Genomic DNA, 24,098 nt, shown 5'->3' on the forward strand with positions numbered 1-24,098 from the left:
AAAGGGGGGTATAATACTCCTTTTAAAGTATGAGCGAAACCGCCATCAACACGCACAGAGCAAAGTGCGTGGTAATCACGTATCGAGACCAAAATGAGTACAGAAAAGACTGCACCAACACATTTTATTCGCAAGATTCTTGCCGATGATCTTTCATCTGCGAAACACACTAAGATTGTGACGCGATTTCCGCCGGAGCCAAACGGGTACCTTCACATTGGTCACGCCAAATCAATCTGCTTGAATTTCGGTATGGCGCAAGAGTTTGGTGGCGAATGTAATCTTCGCTTTGATGACACGAACCCAGAGAAAGAGAGCCAAGAGTTCATTGAATCAATTAGCCAAGATGTTAAATGGTTGGGTTTCGATTGGGCGGGTGAGGTTCGTTTTGCGTCGAACTACTTCGATCAGCTGCACAATTGGGCGATTGAATTGATCAATAAAGGCCTTGCCTATGTGTGTGATCTAACACCCGACGAAGCGCGCGAATATCGTGGTTCCTTGACTGCACCCGGTACAAATAGTCCTTATCGCGAGCGTTCGATTGAAGAGAACTTAGCGTTGTTCGCGCAAATGGGCGCAGGCGACTTTGATGAAGGCGCAAAGGTACTTCGTGCAAAGATTGATATGGCCAGCCCGAATATGAATTTGCGGGATCCTATCATTTATCGAATTCGTAAGGTCACTCACCATCAAACCGGCGATAAGTGGTGTATTTACCCCATGTACGACTTCACACATGGGCTCTCAGATGCCATTGAAGGTATTACACACTCTATCTGTACCTTGGAATTTGAGGATCACCGACCACTCTACGACTGGTTCATCGCCAACGTGACGGTTCCTGCGGTTCCCCGCCAATATGAGTTTGCGCGATTGAATTTGAACTACACGGTTACGTCTAAACGCAAGCTTAAGCACTTGGTTGATGATCAGGTGGTTAGCGGTTGGGATGATCCGCGCATGCCGACTATCGCAGGTATGCGTCGCCGTGGTTTCACGCCTGAATCACTTCGTCACTTCTGTGAAATGATTGGTGTGACGCGACAGGATTCTGTCGTTGACGTCGCCATGCTCGAATTTGCCATTCGTGATGACCTAGATAAGCGTGCGCCACGAGCCATGTGTGTGTTGGATCCGCTGGAAATTGAAATTGCTAACTATGACGAGGCGAAAGTGGAGTGGCTGACGTTAGCCGGTCACCCTCAGCACGATGAGTTTGCAACGCGTTCGGTTCCCTTTGCACGTCATTTGGTGATTGATCGAGCCGACTTCAGAGAAGAAGCAAACAAAAAATATAAGCGCCTAGTGCTAGGTAAGGAAGTTCGGCTTCGCGGCGGTTATGTGGTGCGAGCCGACGAAGTGATTAAAGATAGCGATGGCCATATTACTAAGGTTATCTGTAGCTATGATCCAGAGACTTTGGGGCAAAATCCAACTGACGGCCGCAAGGTTAAGGGTGTAATCCATTGGGTGAGTCGTGATCACGGAAAGCGCGCAGAAGTTCGCCTCTACGATCGGTTATTTAATGAAGCGGCCCCTGATAAAGGCGAAGATATGATGGCTTCGCTCAATCCAGAGAGTTTGGTCACCGTTAGCGAAGCGTTCATTGAGCCTGGCCTAGCATCGGCTGCAGCCGAAGCTCGCTTTCAGTTTGAACGCGAGGGTTACTTTGTCGCCGATCGTTACGATCATTCTGAGGATCGCCCGGTATTTAACAAAACCATTGGCTTGCGAGACACTTGGGCTAAAGCAGGCGATAACGCCTAATCGTTAGGAACTAACTGAATGACTTTACACTTATACAATACCCAAGCGGGCGAAAAACAGCGTTTCGAGCCGATTGACGCGAATCATATCAAAATGTACGTCTGTGGCCCCACTGTCTACAACCGAGTTCATATTGGTAATGCTCGGCCAGTGGTTGTTTTTGATGTGCTTTATCGTGTGTTAAAAGCGTTGTATCCAAAGGTAAGCTACGCACGAAATATTACTGATATTGACGATAAAATCATGGCTGCGGCCAAGGCATCGGGTGAAGAGATCGGCGAGATCACTCGTCATTTTGCGCAGGCCTATGCCGAGGATATGGCGGAACTTAAGGCTCAAGAGCCGGACATCGTGCCCTTTGCCACGGAGCATGTGCCGGAAATGGTGGCGATGATTCAGGCTTTAATTAAGCGAAATCATGCTTACGAGTCAGCCGGCCATGTGTTGTTCGCCGTGCAAACCATGGATGATTATGGCTCGCTCTCGAATCGTGATCTTGAGGATATGCTCGCGGGTGCACGGGTAGAAGTGGCCGATTACAAGCGCTATGCGGGTGATTTCGTGTTGTGGAAGCCGTCGAAGGATGACGAACCAGGTTGGGATAGTCCTTGGGGACGCGGTCGACCAGGTTGGCATATTGAATGTTCAGCAATGATTGAAAAGCATCTAGGCCGAACTATTGATATTCACGGTGGCGGCCGGGATCTTGTTTTTCCTCACCACGAGAATGAAATGGCTCAGAGCTGCTGCGCTCATGACGGCGAGCGCTTTGTAAACTACTGGATGCATAACGGCTACGTTAATATCGATGGCGAAAAGATGTCCAAGAGTTTGGGCAATTTTCGTATGGTCAATGAGTTGCTCGGCGAATGGCAAGGTGAAGTGCTCCGCTTCGCGCTACTCTCGGCGCAGTATCGTAGTGAGGTCAATTTTTCGCAGGAATCCTTAGCGGCGGCGAAGCAAACTTTGGATACCTTCTATCTAGCGCTCAGAAAGCTGCAGGACGTCGTTGCTGTGACTATCAATCCTAGCGACTCAGTAGTCTGGGATAGCTTGCTTGATGACCTTAATACCCCTAATGCCGTTGCCGCATTGCATGGTCAACTCAAGCGCCTGTCTGGTGCTGACGATAACGTGAAGGCCGAAGTAAAAGGGCAGCTTCTGGCAGCGGGCGCGCTGCTTGGCCTATTTTCTGATGACCCGGAAGTGTGGTTTAGCGCGGGTACTAATGCCGATGAAGGTGCTGAAATTGATGCGTTGGTTATTGCTCGTAATGAGGCTAAGGCGGCCAAGGACTGGGCTAAGGCGGATGCGGTTCGTGACGAGCTCAATCAGCGCGGTATTATCTTAGAAGACGGACCAAACGGTACGACTTGGCGAAAGGCCTAAACAGTTACTCAGGCGGGTCCTAAAGGGCTTGCCTGAGCTCGCTGACTGCTTTAGTCTGAAATTAAAATAGTAAGTGGCAGTCGCTATGTTTTTTTCAGGGAGTAGGGCGCATTTCTTTCGCCCATTAAATGGTAAATATCGCGAAGTGGTATCCGCATGCTTAGCGAGCTTATACCGTCGTCAGTTCACCTCTTTAGCCGATTACGGTCAAAGCCTTTCCCGCCAACAGGTTATTGATACCTTCGCAGACACCATCGCACGCTCAGGTGCTCAGTTTGAAGACGAAACTGAGCTGCTTGCATCGGACCCCCGTAAACTCGGCTTATGGGTCTTTAACCAGCTTAGAGAGAACGCTTGGCTGGATGAACGCGCCGATGCGGTGTCGATGACGGCGAGTTATGGCTTAAGCGTAGTGGGGCGAAACTTCGCCCAAGCCTTTGTGGCAGATAACCCGCTTCAGGTTCGAACTCACCATCGTAATACGCGGAATACGCGCAATGCGTTAAAGGCCTTTGTGGTGGGTCATGATGTTCATGATTTACTGGATGCCTGTGAATACTCGGAGCGAATAATTGCCGACTTCAGCGATATCATTGTTGAGCTTGAACAGCGAAGAAACCAACTTGTTGATCAAGTGAAAAATGAGGCCGAAGCGGACGTAGCAGCCGATAGTTTTTTCGACTTCTTGGAACGTCGATTTGAACCTGACCTAGCCGTCCGACTCTCCGCTGATAGTGTTGAACGCTACCGCGATGAAATTCTTCAACTACTCAAACGATTTCGTGATGCGAAGAAAGCAACAAGACTTCAAGTGGAACGTGACTTACGCGCGTTGAAACTTGAGGGCTTTAGTGATCACGAAATATGGTACGAGCAGCTGCTTCGGATGATAGAGCAGCGACTCCGAAATGCCTGCGATGTTATGCTGCCAGCCGTTCGCGATGCCTTGACCTCCTTTACGCAGCGTGCCGATGCAATCATTCGTCAGCTCACCAGCTTGTCAAGCGGTTCAGTCCAATCATCCAGTGACACCCTGGCTCAACTAGGGCGTGTTCCTGCGGCTCAACGAGACACTATTTTATCCAACATAGCGAATCAGATGGGTACCGTTGAGATAGGCTTTGTTGACCCTAGTCAGGTTAAACTACTAAAACGTCGAACAACTGATGCCTTAGTGCAGGCGGCTGAAGCCAAGCTTGAAGTGTCCGATGAGGGCCAACGCTTAATTCGAATCAGTGCACTGCTAGATAAGGCCTTTGCGATGAGCCACCAAGAATTTGTTGAAGAACTCCATCAACTCGTTGGGCCGGACAGTATTTCGACTGAGAACTGGAAGATTGCCAAGCCGCTAGATTTCATGATGTTGGCGAATATCGTCGCGGCAGGAGCAGCAAGTGGTGCGGGAGATAGCAGCTTTGAGGTGTTGGCTACGGGTGAATCCGAGCAAGACGAGTTTTTTGAAAGCCGCGATAAATTTACGATAAGAAGACGAGTGTCTTAGTATGAATGCCTTGGAAACTACCTTAGAACAAAGTCTAGATATTGCCCTAGCACAATTCAAAATGGTGCTTCAGCGGCTGCTGAATTACGGTGTGATCTCACGCGATGAATCGTCAGTGGAAGCCGAAGTTTATGATCTTTTTGTGCGCTGCGAACAGCAACTAGCTGATTATCTTGGCGTAATGGACTTGCAGTTACTCCACGATCGAGCGGGGCGTTTCGTTCGGGTGCTACCCCCGGCGGCTGAAGCCCCTGGATACGAAGCTAATAGCAGCCCGTTCAAAACCGGACTTCGGGTCGCTCTGTCGAATGAGGAGATTGAGCTGCTACTGGTGCTGCGAGCGCAATACGAAATAGGCCTTCGAGCCGGCGACGTTAACGAGCATGGCGGAGTCAGTCAGACGATGGAGAATTACTCGGTTGCACTGTTCAATCTCTTGGATAGAAGACTTCCTTCTTCGCTTAATGAACGCAAAACCTTGTTTCGTAAACTTCGCAAGCTTCGAGTAATTTCTGTGAATCTGGATGAGTTGGATGATCCTAATTGTTGGTTTGCGATTCGCCCAGCTATTACAACCTTTGTGACGGACTCAGTTCTGTCGAGCTTGATGGAAGCGCTCAGTGAGCATGACGCTGGTGATGCACTTGAGCAAGATCCGGCTGCGACTGATGCCAGCTTAAACTCCGCTTCACCACCAACCAAAGTAGCAGCCGAAGTGGAAGCTGAAGTAGCAGCCGAAGTAGCAGCCGAAGTGGAAGCCGAAGTGGCAGCCGAAGTGGCAGCCGAAGTGGCAGCCGAAGTGGCAGCCGAAGTGGCAGCCGAAGTGGAAGCCGAAGTGGCAGCCGAAGTGGCAGCCGAAGTGGCAGCCGAAGTGGAAGCCGAAGTGGCAGCCGAAGTGGCAGCCGAAGTGGAAGCGGGTGCAGTCGCCGACGAAGCGACCAAAGAAGCCTCTGCATTAGTAGATAAATACGCGAATAAGTCGATTTTTGGGTAGGGTTACGAAATGTATTTGAAGCAATTTATCTTTGTGAATTGGGGTAATTTACCTAATCAAATTTTTGATTTCGGGCCGCTTAATCTTTTATCGGGCGGTAACGGTTCCGGTAAGACAACAGCTGCCGATGCCATTCAAACGCTAATGACGGCGGCGCATGACAATCTTTACAGCTTTAACCCAGGACAAGACGAGTCCAGTCAGCGAACCCGTGGCAAGACGGTTCGTACGCTAGCGAGTTATTTTTTGGGCTGCGACGATGGCAGCTATTCGCGTCCGCAGCGGACGGACGGTTATTTGGCCGCTAATTTTTGGCCATCGGAGGGTGAGGATGTTGAACCTTTCGCGGTGGTGCTTCATGGGCGTGCTCATCTTGAACAATCAGGCAGCCAGCGAGTAGCCAGATTAGATTCCCTACAATTCTTTATACTACGCGGCCAGCAACTTTCGCTAGAAGACTTCGTTCATGATCAAAAGATTAGCGACGGTGCAAAATTGGGTCAACGACTCGCTCAGCGTTATCCCGCTCACCTAATAGAGCGCTATGATCGCAAGAAGTCCTATCTAGGGCGACTGTATGGAGCATTGCGCGGAAAGGACGACGCGGTGAGCGATCGTGAGGCAATGCACTGCGCTAAGACCTTTGCGCGGTTTATGGCCTACAAGCCTGTTCGCTCGATTAATGATTTTGTTGCCAACGAAGTCCTTGAGAAGAAGGATCTAGCCGAGGCCATTCGAAATGTTTCGAGCTTGATGAAAACTATTCACGGCATGGAGGCATCGGCTGGCGCGATTCGGGCGAGTACCGAACTATTAGAGCACGCGCAGGGGCATGCTAGTTTCTTTATCAATGAATGGTTAGCGACCAACGAACTGCAGTATACGGCAGCTCAATCCCGCTACCTAGCGGACCAGCGAGACTACGTTCAGGCTAAAAAGATCCAGCAACAGGTACGAGCAAATATCCAGGATAATAACGAGCTTCGCGCGTCGCTCGAACAGCAGCAGGGAGTGTTAAGGCAGCAGCTGATTTCTCTTGAAGCACAGAAGCAGGGGCTCACGGGTGCGGATGCGGTTCGCCTTGAGCAGGATCTCAAAAAGAACGAAGCGGATTTGGCCCGCTGTGCCAAGGCGGCGCTTGATGAGCAAAATAAGGTTGAAGCTGCGCTGACGATTGCCCGTTTCTTGAGTGCCGGTGAGAACAAGATTTCCAGCTTTGAAGAGAGTGATGCTTTAGTTGAAGTGGCACGCTCAGTAGCGCAGAGCTATCAGCCTCTCGACCTTAGTGCGGTAATGAGTGCGGACTGGATTGACGAAAGTCGGTTTGACGAGCTCGCTAAGGCAGCAATGGATAATCAGCGGCTACTGCGACGGTTTGCCGAGGTTGCCTCGCCCACAGGACTTGGCGGGACCTTCTACCAATCCCTTCAGGCCGAGCACGCGACGTTAGCGGCGGAGCATACTTCGTTAACCAAGTCCTGTCAGAGTTTGCAACAGCAAATTGATGGGCTAGAGCAAAGTCGAAGCAGCTACCCACGCTATGTAAGTCATGCACTTGCTGTGTTGGCTGAGGCGCTGCCTAAGGCAGATGCTCGAGTTATGTGTGACTACGTAACAGTTGATGACGTTCGCTGGCAAAGCGCTATTGAAGGGTATCTTGGTGGTGCTCGGTTTAACATTATTGTTGATGAAGACTACGAAGCCGAAGCAGCAGAAGTGCTTAGAAAGCACCCTGAGGTAGGGCGTGGTGTTCGCGTAGTGCAGGGTAGAAAAGCTCGCGCCGATATGGGGAAACTGAGTCGCGTAGCGAGTGATAGTATTGTTCAGCTGATGCGTTTTGAACACGCCGCAGCAGAAGCATTCATTACGGCTAGCTTTGCCAATGTGCTACAGGTTGATACAACTCGTGAGCTAGGTGGTGTTCGTCGGGGACTCACTGCGAATGGTCTTGGTGCCGCTGGCTACGCGGTGTTTAAGTGCGGCTTGCCTGATCACGAATTGGTTTTTGGTAAAGGCGCTCGAGAAAGATCTAAGCTTGCGAAGCGCGAACAACTGTCCAGTGAACTCGAAGAGTTAGGGCGTATTTCCTCTCGTCGACAGATCATCGGCGACACCTTAAAGCAATTGGCAAAGGTGCAGCCAGTGGCCATTGGCGATGAGCTATTAAACGTTGCTAATGCATTGCAAAGTGCCAATCGCCTTCGAAAGCAAATTTCGCTGCTTGAGGCAGGTGATCATGGCGAATTGGATACTCAGTTAGCGCAGGTGCTTGAGGATGAACGCGCTCTGGCAGAACAGTTAGGGCAGCTGCAGATAGCGTTGGGTTCACTTAATAGTGAATTAAGTCAGATCGAACGAAAGATTGAGCGATCTAATAAGCAGCAATTGGAAACCGAAGCTCTTGTTGACGATGCCGAGGCGAACCTTAGAGAGTTAGCGGCTCGCTGGCCCGATTATGACTTAGAGGCTGCGGTTGTTGCCGCGGATGAGCGTGCAACAAAGGATAGTGCTAAGGTACTTACTGAGCTGGCTACACAGAAACGTGATGAGCTTGGCGCCTCAATTAACCAACTTGAAAGTTGCCTGATTAAGCATAACTCTACGCTCGACGAAGCGACATCGATTCCCTTCATGCCTGAGTCTAGACAGCTGAATAAGGCGTTGTTTGATTGTGTTGTGGATACTCATACCTTAGTTGATGTGGAGTACAATCGTCTCAAAAATAATGTCCTGGCGAAGAAATACGAGCAGCTCAAGCATTATAAAGAAAGTTTTGATAACACCTTTGTTACTCATCTTTGCCATTCGGTCTACCAGTCAGTAAGCGACGGTGAACGTGCTTTAGAGGACCTCAACGCAGAACTCATCCATCATGCCTTTGGTGCGGATCGCGAGCGATATAGTTTTGGTTGGGAGTGGGAGCCAGAATTTAAGGAGTATTGGGATTTCTTTGCTGAAGTTACTCGAGCTCCTTCCGTTGAGGGGGCCACCAACAGCTTGTTTGATAGTCAGCTAACGGCGAAGTTCGGCCATGTCCGTGACCGCTTAATGGCAATGTTATTAGATGAGGATGAGCAGCGCGCGTTAAAGAATCTTGAAGATCTGACCGACTATCGTCGCTACCGTCGCTATGAGATTTATAAGACACCAGAGGGTAAACAATCAATCGCTTTGTCCGAGTATGGAACGGGATCAGGCGGACAATTGGAAACGCCGGCCTATATCATCCGTGCGGCGGCGATCACATCGGCCTTTAAGTTCTCTGAGAGCGGTTCGCATTTGCGGATGGTCTTGGTTGATGAGGCGTTCTCGAAGATGGATGAGCATCGTTCTCGTGAAGTTATCGATTACCTTACTAATCGTTTAGGGCTGCAATTAAGTTTCGTTATGCCCACCTCAAAATCGGGTCCCTTTATGGATTTGATCTCCAATCAGTTTGTTTTCGCGAAGGTACCAGTGGGTGCTAAGCGCGGTGAATTAGCCACGGGGGTCTTGGTTGATCGACAGGTATTGAATCAGCAACGCGTTGCCGAACTTTGGGAAAGTCATCGTCAGCAACTGCGCTCTCAAGCCGAGTTAGCCTTTCTGGCCGAGCTGTAAGTAACCGGAAATAAGACCCGCAGCAAAACGGCCTTGGTGATAACACCAAGGCCGTTTTATTAAACAATCACCGGACCCGCTTAGGGTATTCAGTGATTGTCAGAGACTACTCAGCCTAGTGTTACTTAATAGCCTTGGTGCCAGCCGTCAAGGTCTGCGCAATAAGCGTATTAATGGTCATTGGTCCCACGCCACCAGGGACAGGAGTCAGTGCTTTGACACGACCGTTCAAGGGCGCTAGTTCAATGTCTCCCACACCACCAGTATGGTAGCCAGCATCCACCACGATGGCGCCGTCCTTAATCCAATCGGCCTTGATGAACTCGGGAATACCCACCGCACCCACTACCAGGTCTGCCTCGCGAATATGACGCTCTAAATCCTTCGTGCGAGAGTGACAGATGGTGACGGTACAGTTGGCATTCAGTAACATTAGTGCCATTGGTTTACCTAGAATTGGACTGCGGCCAACGACGACAGCATGAAGCCCAGATAGCTCGAGTTTATATTTTTCAAGCAGGCGCATAATCCCGGCAGGTGTAGCCGATCCGTACGCTGATTCACCCATCGCCATTCGTCCAAAGCCCAAGCAAGTAACGCCGTCCACGTCCTTCTCCAAGGCAATGCGATCAAAGCAGGCGCGCTCATCGATCTGAGCGGGGACTGGGTGCTGCAACAGAATGCCGTGGACGTTTTCATCCGCGTTGAGTTCGTCAATGGTGGCCAACAGCTCTTCGGTTGTCGTTTGTTCCGACATTTCAATCTTACGAGAATCCATGCCAATTCGACGGCAGGCTTCGCCTTTCATACGCACATAAGTTGCCGAGGAGGGGTCTGCGCCAACGAGGATTGTTGCGAGAACTGGGGTTGCATTATTTGCTCGCGCCTTGAGATTGGCAACTTCTGCACGAAATTCATCTTCGTAACAGCTGGCTTGGTATTTACCGTCTAGAATTAAAGTTTCCACAATGTGATTCCATGAGAGTGATTTTGTATGGGGTTATCCTAACAAAAAAACTTTCTAGGCCCTGAAAGTGGTATTTTTTTCTGTTGAAGGGAATTTTCGTAAATTTTTCATTGACTTAGCACAGGGGGATTACTATTATTCGCACCGCTTGGACGATAACCCAATCGCTGAGTTCGGACACGGTGAAACACGCTTTCACAGGATTGACTCAATCCTTCCAGTAAAGAGTTTTTCGGGGTATAGCGCAGCCTGGTAGCGCGCCTGCTTTGGGTGCAGGATGTCGGGAGTTCAAATCTCTCTACCCCGACCATTTTCATTGTTTGAACCTTCGGCGCCCGTAGCTCAGTTGGATAGAGCAGTGGCCTTCTAAGCCATTGGTCGCAGGTTCGAATCCTGCCGGGCGCGCCACTTTAGGTAGGTGTCTGGCACAAGAATATGGTGGGCGTAGCTCAGTTGGTAGAGCCCCAGGTTGTGATCCTGGTTGTCGTGGGTTCGAGCCCCATCGTCCACCCCATATTTTAAACCACCAGTTATGGTGGGCGTAGCTCAGTTGGTAGAGCCCCAGGTTGTGATCCTGGTTGTCGTGGGTTCGAGCCCCATCGTCCACCCCATTTTATTCCCTCTCTGTTTCAAATTTTCTCTTCGCTACTGCGAAATCTATCTCTATCAACACGATCTATTCTCAATCTGATTGCTGATTGCTGATTGCTGATTGCTGATTGCTGGTTGCTGGTTGCTGGTTGCGGACTTCTAAATATCGTTCTGTTTTGAGCTTAGCATTTGTGGCATGTTGGGGCTTGTGATGACTCCGTGGCGAAACTGCGCGCAAAAAAAAGGTGCCCATGGGGCACCCTTTGTTCATTAACGCTCCGGTTATTCTTTACCGAAAACGTTGTTCTCTTGCTCTTGCACACGAATGAACGTGGTGCGCTTAGAGAGTTCTTTAAGCTGCGATGCGCCAACGTAGGTGCAGGTTGAACGGACGCCACCAAGAATATCGCTGATAGTGTTCGCAACGGGACCACGGTAGGGTACTTCAACCGTCTTGCCTTCAGAGGCGCGATAGTTGGCTACGCCACCTGAGTGCTTGTCCATTGCGGTTGAAGAAGACATACCATAAAACTGACGATATACCTTGCCGTCGCGCTCTACAGTCTTGCCGCCTGATTCATCGTGACCGGCAAACATGCCACCAATCATAACGAAGTCAGCGCCTGCGCCAAACGCTTTTGCTACGTCGCCAGCGCACGAACAGCCGCCGTCAGAGACAACGTGGCCGCTAAGGCCATGCGCTGCATCGGCAGACTCAATCGTTGCTGAAAGTTGTGGGTAACCAACACCAGTTTTGACACGAGTAGTACAAACTGAACCAGGACCAATCCCCACTTTGATGATGTCTGCGCCACAAAGGAGGAGCTCTTCAACCATTTCACCGGTGACAACGTTACCCGCCATGATGATCTTGTCGTTAAAGGCGGCGCGAGCGCGGCGAACGAAGTCGGCGAAGTGCTCGGAGTAGCCATTGGCCACGTCAATGCAAATAAAACGAAGCTTTGGGTTGGTAGCAATCACCGCGGAAATTTTTTCAAAATCGCTTTCTGAGGTGCCGGTGCTGATCATGATGTGATCATAGATGGTTTCGTCGGCGGCAGCCAAGAAGCTATTCCACTCTTCAATAGAATAGTGTTTGTGTACGGCGGTAAGACACTTGTGCTTGGCAAGTTCAGTTGCCATCTCAAAGGTTCCTACGGTGTCCATGTTGGCGGCAACTAGTGGCACACCAGTCCAGGTTTGGCCGCTATTGCGGAAAGTGTAGGTACGTTCTAGGCTTACTTGTGAACGGCTCTTCAGCGTTGAACGCTTAGGGCGGATGAGTACGTCTTTGAACCCAAGTTTGATGTCATTTTCTACGTGCATGATCGCTCTCTCAATAAGTTAAGTCATGTTCGTATGGGCACTTGGGCCGGCGAAAACTCGCCGAAAATGGCAATCTTGGGCTCATACGCGCGGATTATCGTAAATTAGTGAGTGTTGTTCAATAGTCAGTTCTTAGTAGCTTAGTCGAAGTACGCATAATCGCTAACAAACGGGTGCGTGCGGGCTACCTTCGGGAACTACTGAGGCGGGAAGTCACCGGAATTCCGTAGAGTCTAAACTTAATGCTACTAGTAGGAATCTAGAGAATGAAAAAACTGTTTGCAGTAATGAGTCTGATGTTGATGTCGACCGTTAGCTTAGCTCAGGACCGCTTTGCCGATGTCGCCTTAAGCTTTAGCCAAGTGAAGGATAATGTTTGGGTTCTGTTCGGAGCTGGCGGCAATATTGGCTTAAGTTTCGGTGACGACGGTGTCGTGGTGATCGATACCCAGTTTTCAGAGTTGTCGGAGCGTCACTATGACGCTATTGCAGCCGAATTCCCGGGTTACGATGCAACCTTGGTGTTGAACACGCATTATCATGGCGATCACGCAGGCGGTAACCCATTTTGGGAGGCGCATGCGCACATTCTTTCACATAATAATGTACGAACTCGCTTAGCGGCAGCGAATAAGCCGGGTTTACCTAGTCTCACTTACTCTTCTGCTATGGAAGTATATTTGAACGGGCAGCACATCTCTCTGGTTCATCCTGGTCCAGCTCATACGGATGGGGACACTGTGGTCATTTGGAATGAACTTAACGTGGTTCATACCGGTGATCTTTTCTTCAAGGATCGCTTTCCGTATGTCGATCTAGAAAGCGGCGGGAGCGTTCAGGGTTACTATGATGCAGTCACCGCTATCATTGCTAACATGGATGCCGATACCAAAATTATCCCGGGTCACGGAGAGTTAGCCACCTTGGCAGACTATCAGACCTTTCAGATGATGCTGGGTGATTCCATTGCTTGGATGAGTGCAGCGAAAGCTGATGGTAAAACACTAGAACAGCTAATTGACGAAGACGTGCCCGCAAAATGGCGTGATTGGGGTTGGCAGTTCATTAGTAACGAGCGTTGGATTACCACGCTATATAATGACATTAACTAGTCGTTAGCGCTCACCAAGAAGCGCGTTATAATAAGTTGCTGAATATTTAGGAGCTATTATGGCGCGCTATCGCTGTCCCATCTGTCGAGAAGCCTTACAGGCTGATATCACCCCTGTTCGCTGTGTGAATGGCCACAGTTTTGATCGTGCCAAGCAGGGTTATCTCAACCTTTTGCCAGTACAAAACAAGCGTTCAAAAAGCCCTGGTGACTCCAAGGAGATGGTCAGAGCTCGCCGTGATTGGTTATCTTTGGGCTATTACCAACCCATTGTTTCCGGTGTATCTCAGCTGTTAGATGGGATTTCAGCTAACGTGCTCGACGCAGGTTGCGGTGAGGGTTACTACACCAATGCCTTGGCGCCGTTCTGTGGAGCAATTTGTGGTAGTGATATTTCTAAGGAGGCGGTTCTATCCGCGTCACGTCAGTACCCTGACATCGAGTTTAGTGTGGCCTCCAATCGCGACCTTCCTTTCGAAAATCAACAGTTTTCGGCCGTATTGTCTCTGTTCGGCTTCCCTGTGGTTGAGGAGTTTCTCCGAGTACTTCGTCCAGGGGGGCGGATAATTACTGTAGACCCCACGCGTGACCACCTCATCGAGCTGAAAGAAGCGCTCTATAGCGAGGTGAAACCTGCTGCACAGAGTGGACTTCAGGGCTGTACTGTAGAGTGCGAAGTACCCATAGAATTCCAAATGAGGATAGCTCAGCCGGGTGAGGTAGAGAAGTTGCTCGCTATGACGCCACATTACTATCGCGCTCCGAAGGACAAGCTTGCTGCGCTGCTTGATGAACCCCCTAAAACTATCTCAGTATCGCTGGTCGGGCGAATTTGGTCAGGGCAACTATAATAACCACAGAAAACAGCGGTATTTATCCGTAGCTGTTACGTGGGTGACAAAGCCTAGTGCGTTGAACATGGTAGTTTTTGACTATTAAATTCACTTGGGGATAGTGCCAGATGGTCGAACCAAAGCAATATAAAACAGATGTTCTAATCGTAGGCGCAGGTATTTCAGGTATTGCTGCTGCTTATCATCTAAAAGAAAAGTGCCCAAATCACGATTTTATGATTCTTGAGGGTATGGAGAGTCATGGCGGCACGTGGCTAACTCATAAGTACCCTGGTGTGCGCTCCGATAGTGATCTGTACACGTTTGGTTACAGCTTTAAGCCGTGGACAGGGGTACCCATTGCCTCGGCGGACGAAATTCTTAACTACATGGGTGAAGTCATCAGTGAAAGTAAGCTGAATGATCAGCTCTATTTTTCGCATAAAATTGCCAGTGCAGATTGGAATTCGGAAAAGAAATGTTGGGTAGTTAAAGGTGAAATTGGCGCCGAGAAACAGCCCTTTGAATTAGAGAGCAACATACTTTGGATGGCCGCTGGCTACTATGACCATAAAACGCCGTACACGCCAGAATTCCCGGGTATGAGCGATTTTAAAGGTGAGATTATCCACCCTCAACACTGGCCCGAAGCGCTTGATTACTCCGATAAACAGGTGGTTGTTATTGGTTCAGGTGCCACGGCGGCAACCATTATCCCGGCGATGGCTGGCGATACGAAGCACATCACGATGTTACAGCGGTCGCCAACTTATTTTGTACCGCTAGAAAACAAAAACGAATTAGCGGATACCCTACGTCAGATTGATGTTCCGGAAGCGCTTGTTCACGATATCGTTCGCAAGAAGATTTTATTTGATGCCAAACAAATTCATGAAGCTTCAAATGCCTATCCGGATATAGTTAAAGCGGAGCTACTAAAGACCGTTCGTGGCTTTTTGGGTGAAGAGTTTGATGTCGAAAAGCATTTCACGCCAAGCTACCGTCCGTGGCAGCAGCGCATAGCCTGCGTTCCGGATGGTGACCTTTTCGCGGGAATCAACGCAGGAAAGGCATCGGTGGTCACCGATCAGATTGATCGGTTCGTCAATAACGGCATTCTATTAAAGAGTGGCGAGCTACTTGAAGCTGACATTATTGTGACCGCTACCGGCTTCAATTTGTCTATGGTTGGTGGCGTTCAGGTTAGTTTAGACGGTGTGCCGGTGGACTTTGCCTCAATGACCACCTACCGAGGCGTTCTATTCTCAGGCATGCCAAACTTTATCAATGTCTTCGGCTATCTGCGTACCAGCTGGACAATGCGAGCAGAATTAGTTGCTGAGTATGTTTGCCGACTGTTGAACCATATGAATGAACACAATTTGACCGTCGTGACGCCTGAGCTGCGTGAGTCTGATGCTAACATGACTCTCAAACCATTCATTTCTCCCGATGACTTTAATCCAGGCTACTTGCAGCGTGCTGGTCACTTAATGCCAAAGCAGGGAGATCGTGCTCCGTGGCAGTTCAGTCAGGACTACTATCAGGAGTGTGAGGAGCTTCCTGCAGCAAGTCTGAATGACGATGTGTTGAAGTACGGCTGAGTTCAAGTGAGGAAGCAGCGTAACCTTCAGCGCTGCCATCCCGTTTACTAAAGTGTGGTGTTAAAGCCACCATTTCCGCTGAGCGGGATCTTCAAAGCAAAAAAAAGGAGCCTTTCGGCTCCTTTCTTCGTTTCAGACTAATTAAGCTTTCACTTCATCAATCTGAACTGCAGCGATGCGCTTACCATCGGCTGCTGCTTTCTGGAAGCTTTCGATCTGATCGAAGTTCATATAGCGATAGATCTCAGCACCCATAGAGTCGAGCTTTCCTGCGTACTCGTTATACTCAGCCGGCGAAGGTAGGCGACCAAGAATAGCGCCTACAGAGGCTAGTTCCGCCGACGTTAGGTAAACGTTGGCGCCATCACCTAGACGGTTAGGGAAGTTACGCGTTGATGTTGATAGTACCGTGGTGCCAGCGCCAACACGTGCTTGGTTACCCATGCACAATGAGCAGCCCGGCATTTCAGTACGAGCGCCAGCACGACCGAAGATGTTGTAGTAACCTTCTTCCATCAAAGTGTGCTCGTCCATACGCGTTGGCGGAGATAGCCATAGGCGAGTGGCAACTGAACCTTGCTGTTCGTCGAGTAGTTTACCGGCAGCACGGAAGTGACCGATGTTGGTCATACAAGAACCAATGAATACTTCATCAACCTTGTCACCTTGAACCGAAGAAAGTAGGCGTGCATCATCTGGATCATTCGGTGCACAAACAATCGGTTCAGTCACGTCGGCGAGATCGATTTCGATCACCGCGGTGTATTCTGCATCGGCATCAGCTTTCATCAAGCTCGGGTTCGCGAGCCACTCTTCCATTGCGCGTGCACGGCGCTCCAGGGTACGAGCATCGCCGTAGCCTTGAGCAATCATCCAACGAAGCATGGTGATGTTAGAAGTGAGGTATTCCGCCACTGAATCTTCGTCTAGCGCAATAGTACAGCCAGCAGCTGAACGCTCTGCCGACGCATCAGAAAGCTCGAATGCCTGCTCTACGGTTAAGCCCTTGAGACCTTCGATTTCTAGGACGCGTCCAGAGAAGATATTTTTCTTACCTTTCTTCTCGACGGTTAGTAGGCCTTCTTGGATTGCGTAGTAAGGAATGGCATGAACCAAGTCACGAAGCGTGATACCTGGCTGCATTTCGCCCTTAAAGCGAACCAATACTGATTCCGGCATATCAAGCGGCATTACACCAGTTGCTGCCGCAAAGGCCACTAGGCCCGAACCAGCTGGGAATGAAATCCCCATAGGGAAACGGGTGTGTGAATCACCACCAGTACCAACGGTATCTGGGAGTAGCATGCGGTTTAACCATGAGTGAATGATGCCGTCACCCGGACGAAGTGAAACACCACCACGGTTAATCATGAAGTCTGGCAATGTATGCTGGGTGTCAATATCAACTGGCTTAGGGTAAGCGGCAGTGTGACAGAAAGACTGCATAACGAGATCAGCCGAGAAGCCAAGACAAGCAAGGTCCTTTAGCTCATCGCGAGTCATTGGGCCGGTAGTATCTTGTGAGCCAACTGTTGTCATTTTAGGTTCAACGTAGGTACCTGGGCGAACACCGTCAACACCACACGCTTTACCCACCATTTTTTGCGCCAGTGTGAATCCAGCGTTGGTGGCAACAGGTTCCGACGGGGTACGGAATACAGTAGATGGCGCTAGACCTAAGCTCTCACGTGCACGGCCAGTTAGACCACGACCAATGATGAGGTTGATTCGACCACCAGCCTGAACTTCGTCAAGGATAACGTCCGACTTGAGCTCAAAGCTCGAAAGCTCTTCGCCAGTTTCAGCGTTAAGAATCTTGCCGTCGTAAGGGCGGATTTCAATCACGTCACCCATGGAAAGCTTGTCAACCGGCGCTTCGAATACGAGCGCTCCAGCATCTTCCATAGTGTTGAAGAAGATTGGTGCAACCTTACCGCCAATACAGATACCGCCGCCGCGCTTGTTTGGCGTTCCAGGGATATCGTCACCGGTGTACCAAAGTACAGAGTTAGTTGCTGATTTACGTGATGAGCCAGTACCCACTACATCACCTACAAAGGCAACTGGGTGACCTTTCTTATTCAACTCTTCGATCTGCTCTTTCGCGTTGTGGATACCTTCGCGAGCAACCTTGTACATCGCCAGAGCGTGCAAAGGAATGTCAGGACGGGACCAAGCGTCTGGAGCTGGTGAAAGATCATCGGTGTTGGTTTCGCCAGTCACTTTGAATACGGTAACTTTAGCTGACTCGGCCACGGCATCACGATTGGTGAACCACTCGGCATTCGCCCAAGATTCCATCACCGATTGTGCAACGGCGTTGCCCGCTTTGGCTTTAGCTTCTACATCGTAGAATGCATCGAACATAAGCAGCGTATGCTTAAGTTCTTCGCCAGCTGCTTCAGCAAGATCGCTATTATCGAGTTGCGCAACCAATGTCTCGATGTTGTAACCACCATGCATGTTGCCAAGTAACTTAACTGCATCAGCTTTCGTGATAACCGGCGAGCTGGCTTCATCATTGATGATGGCTGTCAGGAAGCCGGCCTTAACGTAGGCGGCTTCATCAACGCCCGGTGGCACACGCTCGCTGATTAGCTCAACAAGCGTAGCTTCTTCACCAGCAGGTGGATTTTTAAGTAGTTCAACCAGGTCAGCAACTTGCTGAGGGTTAAGCGGCAGAGGTGGGATACCTTGCTCAGCACGTTCTGCAACGTGTTTACGATACGCTTCAAGCACGACTAATTCCTCTAAAGTGAAACGAAACCCCAGTGGCTTCGTTGTTAGTCTAATTTTTAGTGGCGCTATTCTAATGAATTCTGCGCCTTAAGTTAAGCGGCCTAAGCCTTTAAATAGCTAGGTTGCGCGGGAATTGTTAGTAATCATAGAACTGATGGGGGATTCCTGCACTATTCACCGCAATTATAAACGGGATAAAACAGCTACTCAGCGTTCAAATAACGATGAAGCCGAAGCATTGGGATTAATGGTTCACGCTCGATACGTTGATCGCTACGCGATTTTCTTGCGGCTTGCTCGTTAGCCAAAGGCAGCGGGCGAATGGCTGGGAGCGAAGCTTGAGCGGCCAAAAAAATCGGGGTGGAGGAATTAAAGGCGGTCATCTCACCATTTCCCAACCTAACGTTGGCTCGAATTAGCGGCGCCTGTCGCTGAACGATACACAGCGGCGTAGTAGCCCTGATAGCGGCTAGGGTTTGCCAGGCGGATTGAATGTTGACCCCTTGTCGATCAAGCCTTTCCAAGCGTTCTACCACCTGTTGATACTCGATTCGTTGGATTGAACGGCCGTTTCTGTACCAGGCGTAACTAATGCTTTTTACCGGCTGTTCAATGAACCGTAGACGGCGCCAACAGGCCTTCAAATTTAGCCTTCCGTGTGCCGTTTCAGAGAGCGTTTGGCGAGCGGGTGAATGAGAGGTAAAGACCGAGCGCTGCCAGTGTTTAGTTTCCTTAGGATGGTGCGCTCGATAATTACCTATAAGCGTCTTAAAGCTATCCTTGGCCTGATTAAGTGTGCGGATCTGGTCGGCGTCTATACCGGCGACCACCGCACAGCATTGACTGGTTGAACGGCCGTCTTCGCCATCTCGATAAAAGTAATCATTGAGGCTCGAAGCAATACTGCAGAGAAAGGGCTCATCCTGCTGCCAGCTTTGTTGGCGACAAAGCTGGTTCGTTATCTTATTGCTTTGCGCGCTAATTTGCTCAAAGGCTTCAATTAGTTCGCGGGAATCAAAGGTTATTGTCATCGTGTTAGTGTACGTGGCGGGGTGCCAATGGTGCAAGAGATAGGCGGAAGCCGCGCTCGCATTCTTACTAGCGGGCGATATAATACTCGCTAATAGGAATTAGAGTAGTGGAGTGGTTTGTGTCAAAAGACGTTGATTTAACGCCGATTAAGGCCTTCTTGGGTTGTGAAACACCGGACGAGTGGGTAACGGTGGCTACCCAGCATCAAGATATTATGTTGATTGATCATGCTAACTGTGAAAAGAAAGCCGCCAAGACTGCGCTTCATCTTATTTTTAGATATATCGAACACAGCGACTTGCTCTACAAGATGTCTCGCTTAGCGCGAGAAGAATTGCGTCACTTCGAGCAAGTGATGTCGATCATGAAAAAACGTGCCATCGCATACGAATACGTAAGTGCTAGTCGCTACGCCGCTAAAATGATGGCGTCAGTCCGAAAAGAAGAGCCTGCGAAGCTCATCGATACGCTCATCATTGGTGCATTCATTGAGTGTCGCAGCTGCGAGCGCTTCGCTAAGCTGGCCCCATTTTTAGATGCCGAATTAGAAAAGTTCTATACCTCACTACTGCGCTCTGAAAGTCGTCACTTCATGGACTATATCGCGCTAGCGGAATCGCTCGCAGATGAACCCATTAACGAGCGGATTGCGTACTTTCGTGAGTTAGAGGCTAAACTGGTGATCAGTCCAGATGACGAGTTTCGGTTTCACTCGGGGATGCCGAGCGCGGAATTACTGAAGTTAGCTTCAAGCTGAACCCATCAATGAGTCGGGAGTAAATAATGAAGTTTTTCGCTGTGTTAAGTGGTTTCATGATGATGACACTGGTGAGTGTGGCGCAGGCAGATAATGCGCCAGTGGGGTTGTGGAATACCATTGATGATACTTCGGGTGAAGCAAAGTCCACCGTTGAATTGTATATGGAAGGTGATCGCCTTTATGGCCGCATCATTGAGTTAATCAACCCTGACGAGCCAAATCCCGTTTGCGAACAATGCACTGGAGAAAAGCTTAATCAGCCGGTTATTGGTTTGACCATCATTGAAGGCCTGAGTTTTGACGGAGACTATTGGTCTGATGGCGAGATTTTGGACCCTGAGAATGGTAAAAGCTATGACTGTCGTATTTGGCGCGAAGGGAATAAATTGATGGTTCGCGGTTATATTGGTTTCTTCTATCGAACCCAATCATGGATCCTCAGCGAGTCGGCGAGCGACTAGTCAATCATCGAGTATTCCGCTAATCTGTGCGCAGACTCCAGAGGAATATGAGATGAAACGTTGTCACGAGCTAGATGTTGAAATTCACGGTCATGATCTGCAAATTGTCGAAGTTAGCCTAGATCCATCAGAGACAGTTGTCGCCGAAGCTGGTGCGATGAACTATATGGAAGGCGGTATCGAATTTAACACTCGCATGGGTGACGGATCCGAGCCCAATCAGGGCATGATGGGCTCACTGTTTAGTGCTGGAAAGCGCCTTCTAACCGGTGAATCGCTGTTTACCACTCACTTTACGAACCATTCAGCAACGCCTGCAAAGATTGCCTTCGGCGCTCCCTTTCCCGGATCTATCATTGCCCTAGACTTGGCTGATTACGGCGAACAAATAACCTGCCAAAAAGACGCGTTCCTCTGCGCGGCGTTGGGAACCAAAATAGACATCGCTTTTAATCGTAAGATTGGTGCTGGCTTATTTGGCGGTGAGGGCTTCATATTGCAGAAACTAAGTGGCGATGGCTTAGCGTGTATGCACGCTGGCGGTACGGTGGTCAAAAAAGAACTCCGCGGCGAGACCCTACGCGTAGATACCGGCTGTCTAGTGGCATTTACGCAAGGCATTGATTATGACATCAAGTTAGCGGGTGGCCTTAAAACCATGATGTTTGGTGGCGAGGGGATTGCTTTAGCAACCTTGTCCGGACATGGAACGGTGTGGTTGCAGAGCCTGCCATTCTCGCGCTTAGCCAATCGAGTTTTCTCGGCGGCAAGTGCTCACGGTGGTAAAGATCAGGGCGAAGGTTCGGTGCTAGGCGGCTTAGGGCGTTTACTTGATGGAAGATAGTGCTGTAAGCAAGAAGTCATCTTGGGGACTACTGACCGCCAAGATTTTGGGCGGATTAGTTGTGGTGATGCTTGCCACCGAGCAATTCCTGTTCTTCGTAGGGAGCCAAGATTTTCAACCGCAAGTATTCAGAGCCAAAGCTCAACAATACGATGTCGAGATTATTCGCGACGCGGTGGGCGTCCCGCATATTTATGGTGAAAATGATTTTGACGTAGCCTTTGGCTTAGGTTACGCGCAGGCTCAGGATAGGCTTGAAGATATCGAAGAGGCGATCATCATGTATCGCGGTCAATCCGCTGAGTTTAACGGCTCAGCGGGTCTTAGCGCTGACTACCTAATTCAATTGTTAGGGGTTTGGGAACCATTAGAATCAGGCTATGTTGAGGCTCAGTTACCGGTGGCAACGCTGGCGCTGTTACAAGCCTATGTAGACGGTCTTAACGCGTATGCTGGGACTGACGTTAAACGGGCTACACCGGAACTTTATCCCATCAGTCGTCGTGATCTATTGGCTGGCTTCCACCTTCAGCACCTGTTCTTTTATGGTTTTGATGAGCAGTTAAAGTCGCAGATCTCGGAGCAGATGCAGGGTGCCCAAGTAGCTCAGTTGCAAGAACATAGCTTACCCATTGGTTCCAATGCGATTGCGATAGCACCAGCGCGAACCAGTACGAACTCTACGTTGCTATTGTGGAATTCACACCAGCCTCTTCGTGGTCCATTAGCTTGGTACGAAGCGCACATTGAAAGTGCCTCGGGTTGGCAGTTTTACGGAGGTTTCTTTCCGGGGAGTCCAGTTCCATTTATTGGCTTTAACGAGCACATGGGCTGGGGGGTAACGGTTAATAAACCCAATTTGCTAGATGTTTTCGAACTTCCCGAGGATGAAGTGGAGCGTTACGGCTGCTCGGTTAGCTTCAAAATCTATCGAGCTTTGCGCGTTCCGCTGCCATTAAGTTGTTATCGTGATGCCGAGGGTCGGCCAGTTCTAGAGCAAGATGGTCGGTACTTCCAGCTTCGTTACGCCGGGGCAGGTGAGTATCGTCAGGTTGATCAGTGGTATCAACTTTCGCAAGCTGAATCGGTAGCTCAATGGCGAACTGTCTTTGACGATAACCGCCTGGCAAGTTTTGCATTTATAGCGGCTGACGCTAGTGGCGACATTCTCTATCGGCACAACGCCTTAATGCCAAATCGCGGAGACGGCGATCAGTGGAGTGAATATCTTCCCGCGGCTGCTGTCCCCGAAATTGCTAATCCCAGTACCGGAGTGTTGGTGGCAACGAATCAAAGTCCTTGGGGCGTCCGTCAGCTCAATGATACGTTCAGTGTCAGTCAAGCTCAGGATTATCAACAGCACACTAACAATCGCGCGATGCGCGCTCATGAACTACTTAGCGGTGAGCAAATACTTAGTTGGGATCACCTTGTGAATGCTAAGTATGACGTTAAGTTTAGTGACGCTTCAACACAAGTTCAGTATATTCAGGCTGGATTGTCTCAGGAAATCCCCCCATCGTTAGCGGCGGCTGCGACGGTACTTTCCGACTGGGATTACCAAGCCGATCAGCCCAATCGTGGCGCGGCACTTGGAGTGTGTGTCCTGGGGGCTATTGATACCCAGACCAGCACAGTGAGCAAGCCCTTCTTGGAGCAGTTGGCCTACTGTAATGACCTGTTAAGTACTAAGCTGGGTACCCTAAGCCCAAGTTGGGGGCAGGTAAATCGTTTAGTTGATGGCGGCAATTTCTGGGGGGTTAGCGGAGCACCGGATACCCTTCGTGCCATGCATGCAGATCTTGATGACTATGATAATTATGGACTGCGAAGGGTAGTAGCCGGTGATGGACTACACGGCTTTGTTGAGTGGCGTCATGGCCGCTTGCATAGAGCGGAAGTCATCTCGCCTTTTGGACAAAGTATCGCCAGACTAACGCCGTTTCGAACCGATCAAACGCCGATGTTCATTAATCGACAGCTCAGAACGGTGTTAATGAATCGAGAAGACATTGAACAACAAGCAACACAAGTAATTCTTCCCAAGACATACTATTGAGGAACTATCATGGCAATTGTTAAATTAGGTGACGCAGAGTTTCATACCATCGGTGATCTACCGCCAATCGGTTCTGCAGTGCCGGACTTTACCTTAACCGGGGTTGATTTGAGCGATATTAAACTCGCCGATTACCGAGGCGAGTGGATCGTTTTGAATATCTTCCCAAGTATCGACACCCCGACGTGTCAAATGTCAGTTCGCGAGTTTAATAAGCGGGCGGCGGAGTTATCGAAGGTGAAGGTACTGTGTATCGCCATGGACCTTCCGTTCGCCTTTTCGCGCTTTTGCGGTGCCGAAGGGTTGGATAATGTAGTGAGTGCCAGTGGCTTCCGCTCCAGCTTTGGTGATGCCTTTGGTGTTAATATGACTGATGGCCCACTTCGTGGTCTCTACGCTCGAGCGGTAATTGTAGTGAGCCCTGAGGGCATTGTTAGCCATACAGAGTTGGTTGCGTCAGTGGGTTCTGAGCCTAACTATGACGCAGCGCTAACGGTAATTAACTAGGTAGCTTAGA

At 49.7% G+C, this 24,098-nt stretch carries 17 protein-coding genes and 4 tRNA genes; 17 read left to right on the forward strand and 4 right to left on the reverse strand.

Annotated elements, in window-relative coordinates:
• The first annotated feature begins 93 nt into the window (after positions 1-93).
• From DFR27_RS04425 to DFR27_RS04445, 5 genes are all read left to right on the forward strand, one after another.
• Complete coding sequence (locus tag DFR27_RS04425) at positions 94-1,770, forward strand: glutamine--tRNA ligase/YqeY domain fusion protein (RefSeq protein ID WP_121876267.1); 1,677 nt, start codon at positions 94-96, stop codon at positions 1,768-1,770.
• A gap of 18 nt (positions 1,771-1,788) precedes the next feature.
• Positions 1,789-3,159, forward strand: coding sequence for a cysteine--tRNA ligase (cysS, locus tag DFR27_RS04430; RefSeq protein ID WP_121876268.1), 1,371 nt, complete (start codon positions 1,789-1,791; stop codon positions 3,157-3,159).
• 85 nt (positions 3,160-3,244) lie between these two features.
• Positions 3,245-4,660: a Wadjet anti-phage system protein JetA family protein gene (locus tag DFR27_RS04435; RefSeq protein ID WP_121876269.1), complete on the forward strand. Its 1,416-nt coding sequence runs from the start codon at positions 3,245-3,247 to the stop codon at positions 4,658-4,660.
• A 1-nt stretch (position 4,661) separates the two neighbouring features.
• On the forward strand, positions 4,662-5,654 hold the full coding sequence (locus DFR27_RS04440; RefSeq protein ID WP_121876270.1) for a DUF4194 domain-containing protein: 993 nt from the start codon (positions 4,662-4,664) through the stop codon (positions 5,652-5,654).
• Positions 5,655-5,663: 9 nt separating this feature from the next.
• A complete protein-coding gene (locus DFR27_RS04445) occupies positions 5,664-9,254 on the forward strand; it encodes an ATP-binding protein (protein ID WP_121876271.1) in 3,591 nt (1,196 codons plus the stop codon).
• Positions 9,255-9,375: 121 nt separating this feature from the next.
• On the opposite strand, the gene folD is transcribed toward DFR27_RS04445, so the two are convergent.
• Positions 9,376-10,221 carry a bifunctional methylenetetrahydrofolate dehydrogenase/methenyltetrahydrofolate cyclohydrolase FolD gene (gene folD, locus DFR27_RS04450; RefSeq protein ID WP_121876272.1) on the reverse strand — a complete coding sequence of 282 codons (846 nt, stop codon included), beginning with the start codon at positions 10,219-10,221 and terminating at the stop codon, positions 9,376-9,378.
• 233 nt (positions 10,222-10,454) lie between these two features.
• Here folD and DFR27_RS04455 point away from each other — a divergent pair.
• The 4 genes from DFR27_RS04455 (at position 10,455) to DFR27_RS04470 (ending at position 10,832) form a co-directional block, all read left to right on the forward strand.
• A tRNA-Pro gene (locus DFR27_RS04455) sits at positions 10,455-10,531 on the forward strand.
• A 21-nt stretch (positions 10,532-10,552) separates the two neighbouring features.
• Positions 10,553-10,629: transfer RNA gene (locus DFR27_RS04460), tRNA-Arg, on the forward strand.
• A 30-nt stretch (positions 10,630-10,659) separates the two neighbouring features.
• Positions 10,660-10,735, forward strand: a tRNA-His gene (locus DFR27_RS04465).
• A 21-nt stretch (positions 10,736-10,756) separates the two neighbouring features.
• Positions 10,757-10,832, forward strand: a tRNA-His gene (locus tag DFR27_RS04470).
• Positions 10,833-11,094: 262 nt separating this feature from the next.
• On the opposite strand, the gene guaC is transcribed toward DFR27_RS04470, so the two are convergent.
• Positions 11,095-12,138, reverse strand: coding sequence for a GMP reductase (gene guaC, locus DFR27_RS04475; RefSeq protein ID WP_121876273.1), 1,044 nt, complete (start codon positions 12,136-12,138; stop codon positions 11,095-11,097).
• A gap of 266 nt (positions 12,139-12,404) precedes the next feature.
• Here guaC and DFR27_RS04480 point away from each other — a divergent pair, with 266 nt between their 5' ends.
• The 3 genes from DFR27_RS04480 (at position 12,405) to DFR27_RS04490 (ending at position 15,686) form a co-directional block, all read left to right on the forward strand.
• Complete coding sequence (locus DFR27_RS04480; RefSeq protein WP_121876274.1) at positions 12,405-13,250, forward strand: MBL fold metallo-hydrolase; 846 nt, start codon at positions 12,405-12,407, stop codon at positions 13,248-13,250.
• Positions 13,251-13,308: 58 nt separating this feature from the next.
• Complete coding sequence (locus DFR27_RS04485; protein ID WP_121876275.1) at positions 13,309-14,100, forward strand: putative RNA methyltransferase; 792 nt, start codon at positions 13,309-13,311, stop codon at positions 14,098-14,100.
• A 110-nt stretch (positions 14,101-14,210) separates the two neighbouring features.
• Positions 14,211-15,686 (forward strand): flavin-containing monooxygenase, encoded by a 1,476-nt coding sequence (locus DFR27_RS04490; RefSeq protein WP_121876276.1) that lies wholly within the window; start codon positions 14,211-14,213, stop codon positions 15,684-15,686.
• Between the two features lie 141 nt (positions 15,687-15,827).
• Here the strand turns inward: DFR27_RS04490 and acnB are convergent, their stop codons facing one another.
• Together acnB and DFR27_RS04500 are read right to left on the reverse strand one after the other, a co-directional pair.
• On the reverse strand, positions 15,828-18,425 hold the full coding sequence (gene acnB, locus DFR27_RS04495; RefSeq protein WP_121876277.1) for a bifunctional aconitate hydratase 2/2-methylisocitrate dehydratase: 2,598 nt from the start codon (positions 18,423-18,425) through the stop codon (positions 15,828-15,830).
• A 203-nt stretch (positions 18,426-18,628) separates the two neighbouring features.
• Positions 18,629-19,456 carry a hypothetical protein gene (locus DFR27_RS04500; protein WP_121876278.1) on the reverse strand — a complete coding sequence of 276 codons (828 nt, stop codon included), beginning with the start codon at positions 19,454-19,456 and terminating at the stop codon, positions 18,629-18,631.
• A gap of 119 nt (positions 19,457-19,575) precedes the next feature.
• Between DFR27_RS04500 and DFR27_RS04505 the strand changes: the two genes are divergently transcribed.
• The 5 genes from DFR27_RS04505 to tpx are packed head-to-tail and all read left to right on the forward strand — an operon-like array spanning position 19,576 to position 24,088.
• On the forward strand, positions 19,576-20,214 hold the full coding sequence (locus tag DFR27_RS04505) for a MiaE family protein (RefSeq protein ID WP_121876594.1): 639 nt from the start codon (positions 19,576-19,578) through the stop codon (positions 20,212-20,214).
• 26 nt (positions 20,215-20,240) lie between these two features.
• On the forward strand, positions 20,241-20,678 hold the full coding sequence (locus DFR27_RS04510) for a DUF2147 domain-containing protein (protein ID WP_211327564.1): 438 nt from the start codon (positions 20,241-20,243) through the stop codon (positions 20,676-20,678).
• Positions 20,679-20,730: 52 nt separating this feature from the next.
• Positions 20,731-21,522, forward strand: a complete 792-nt coding sequence (locus tag DFR27_RS04515) for a TIGR00266 family protein (RefSeq protein WP_121876279.1) — start codon at positions 20,731-20,733, stop codon at positions 21,520-21,522.
• Positions 21,512-23,581: a penicillin acylase family protein gene (locus tag DFR27_RS04520; RefSeq protein ID WP_121876280.1), complete on the forward strand. Its 2,070-nt coding sequence runs from the start codon at positions 21,512-21,514 to the stop codon at positions 23,579-23,581. Before DFR27_RS04515 ends, DFR27_RS04520 begins: the two co-directional genes overlap by 11 nt.
• Positions 23,582-23,590: 9 nt before the next feature.
• Positions 23,591-24,088, forward strand: coding sequence for a thiol peroxidase (gene tpx / locus DFR27_RS04525; RefSeq protein ID WP_121876281.1), 498 nt, complete (start codon positions 23,591-23,593; stop codon positions 24,086-24,088).
• Positions 24,089-24,098 lie beyond the last annotated feature (10 nt).

Origin of the sequence: Umboniibacter marinipuniceus (assembly GCF_003688415.1) — a bacterium.
Taxonomy (GTDB): Bacteria; Pseudomonadota; Gammaproteobacteria; order Pseudomonadales; family DSM-25080; genus Umboniibacter; species Umboniibacter marinipuniceus.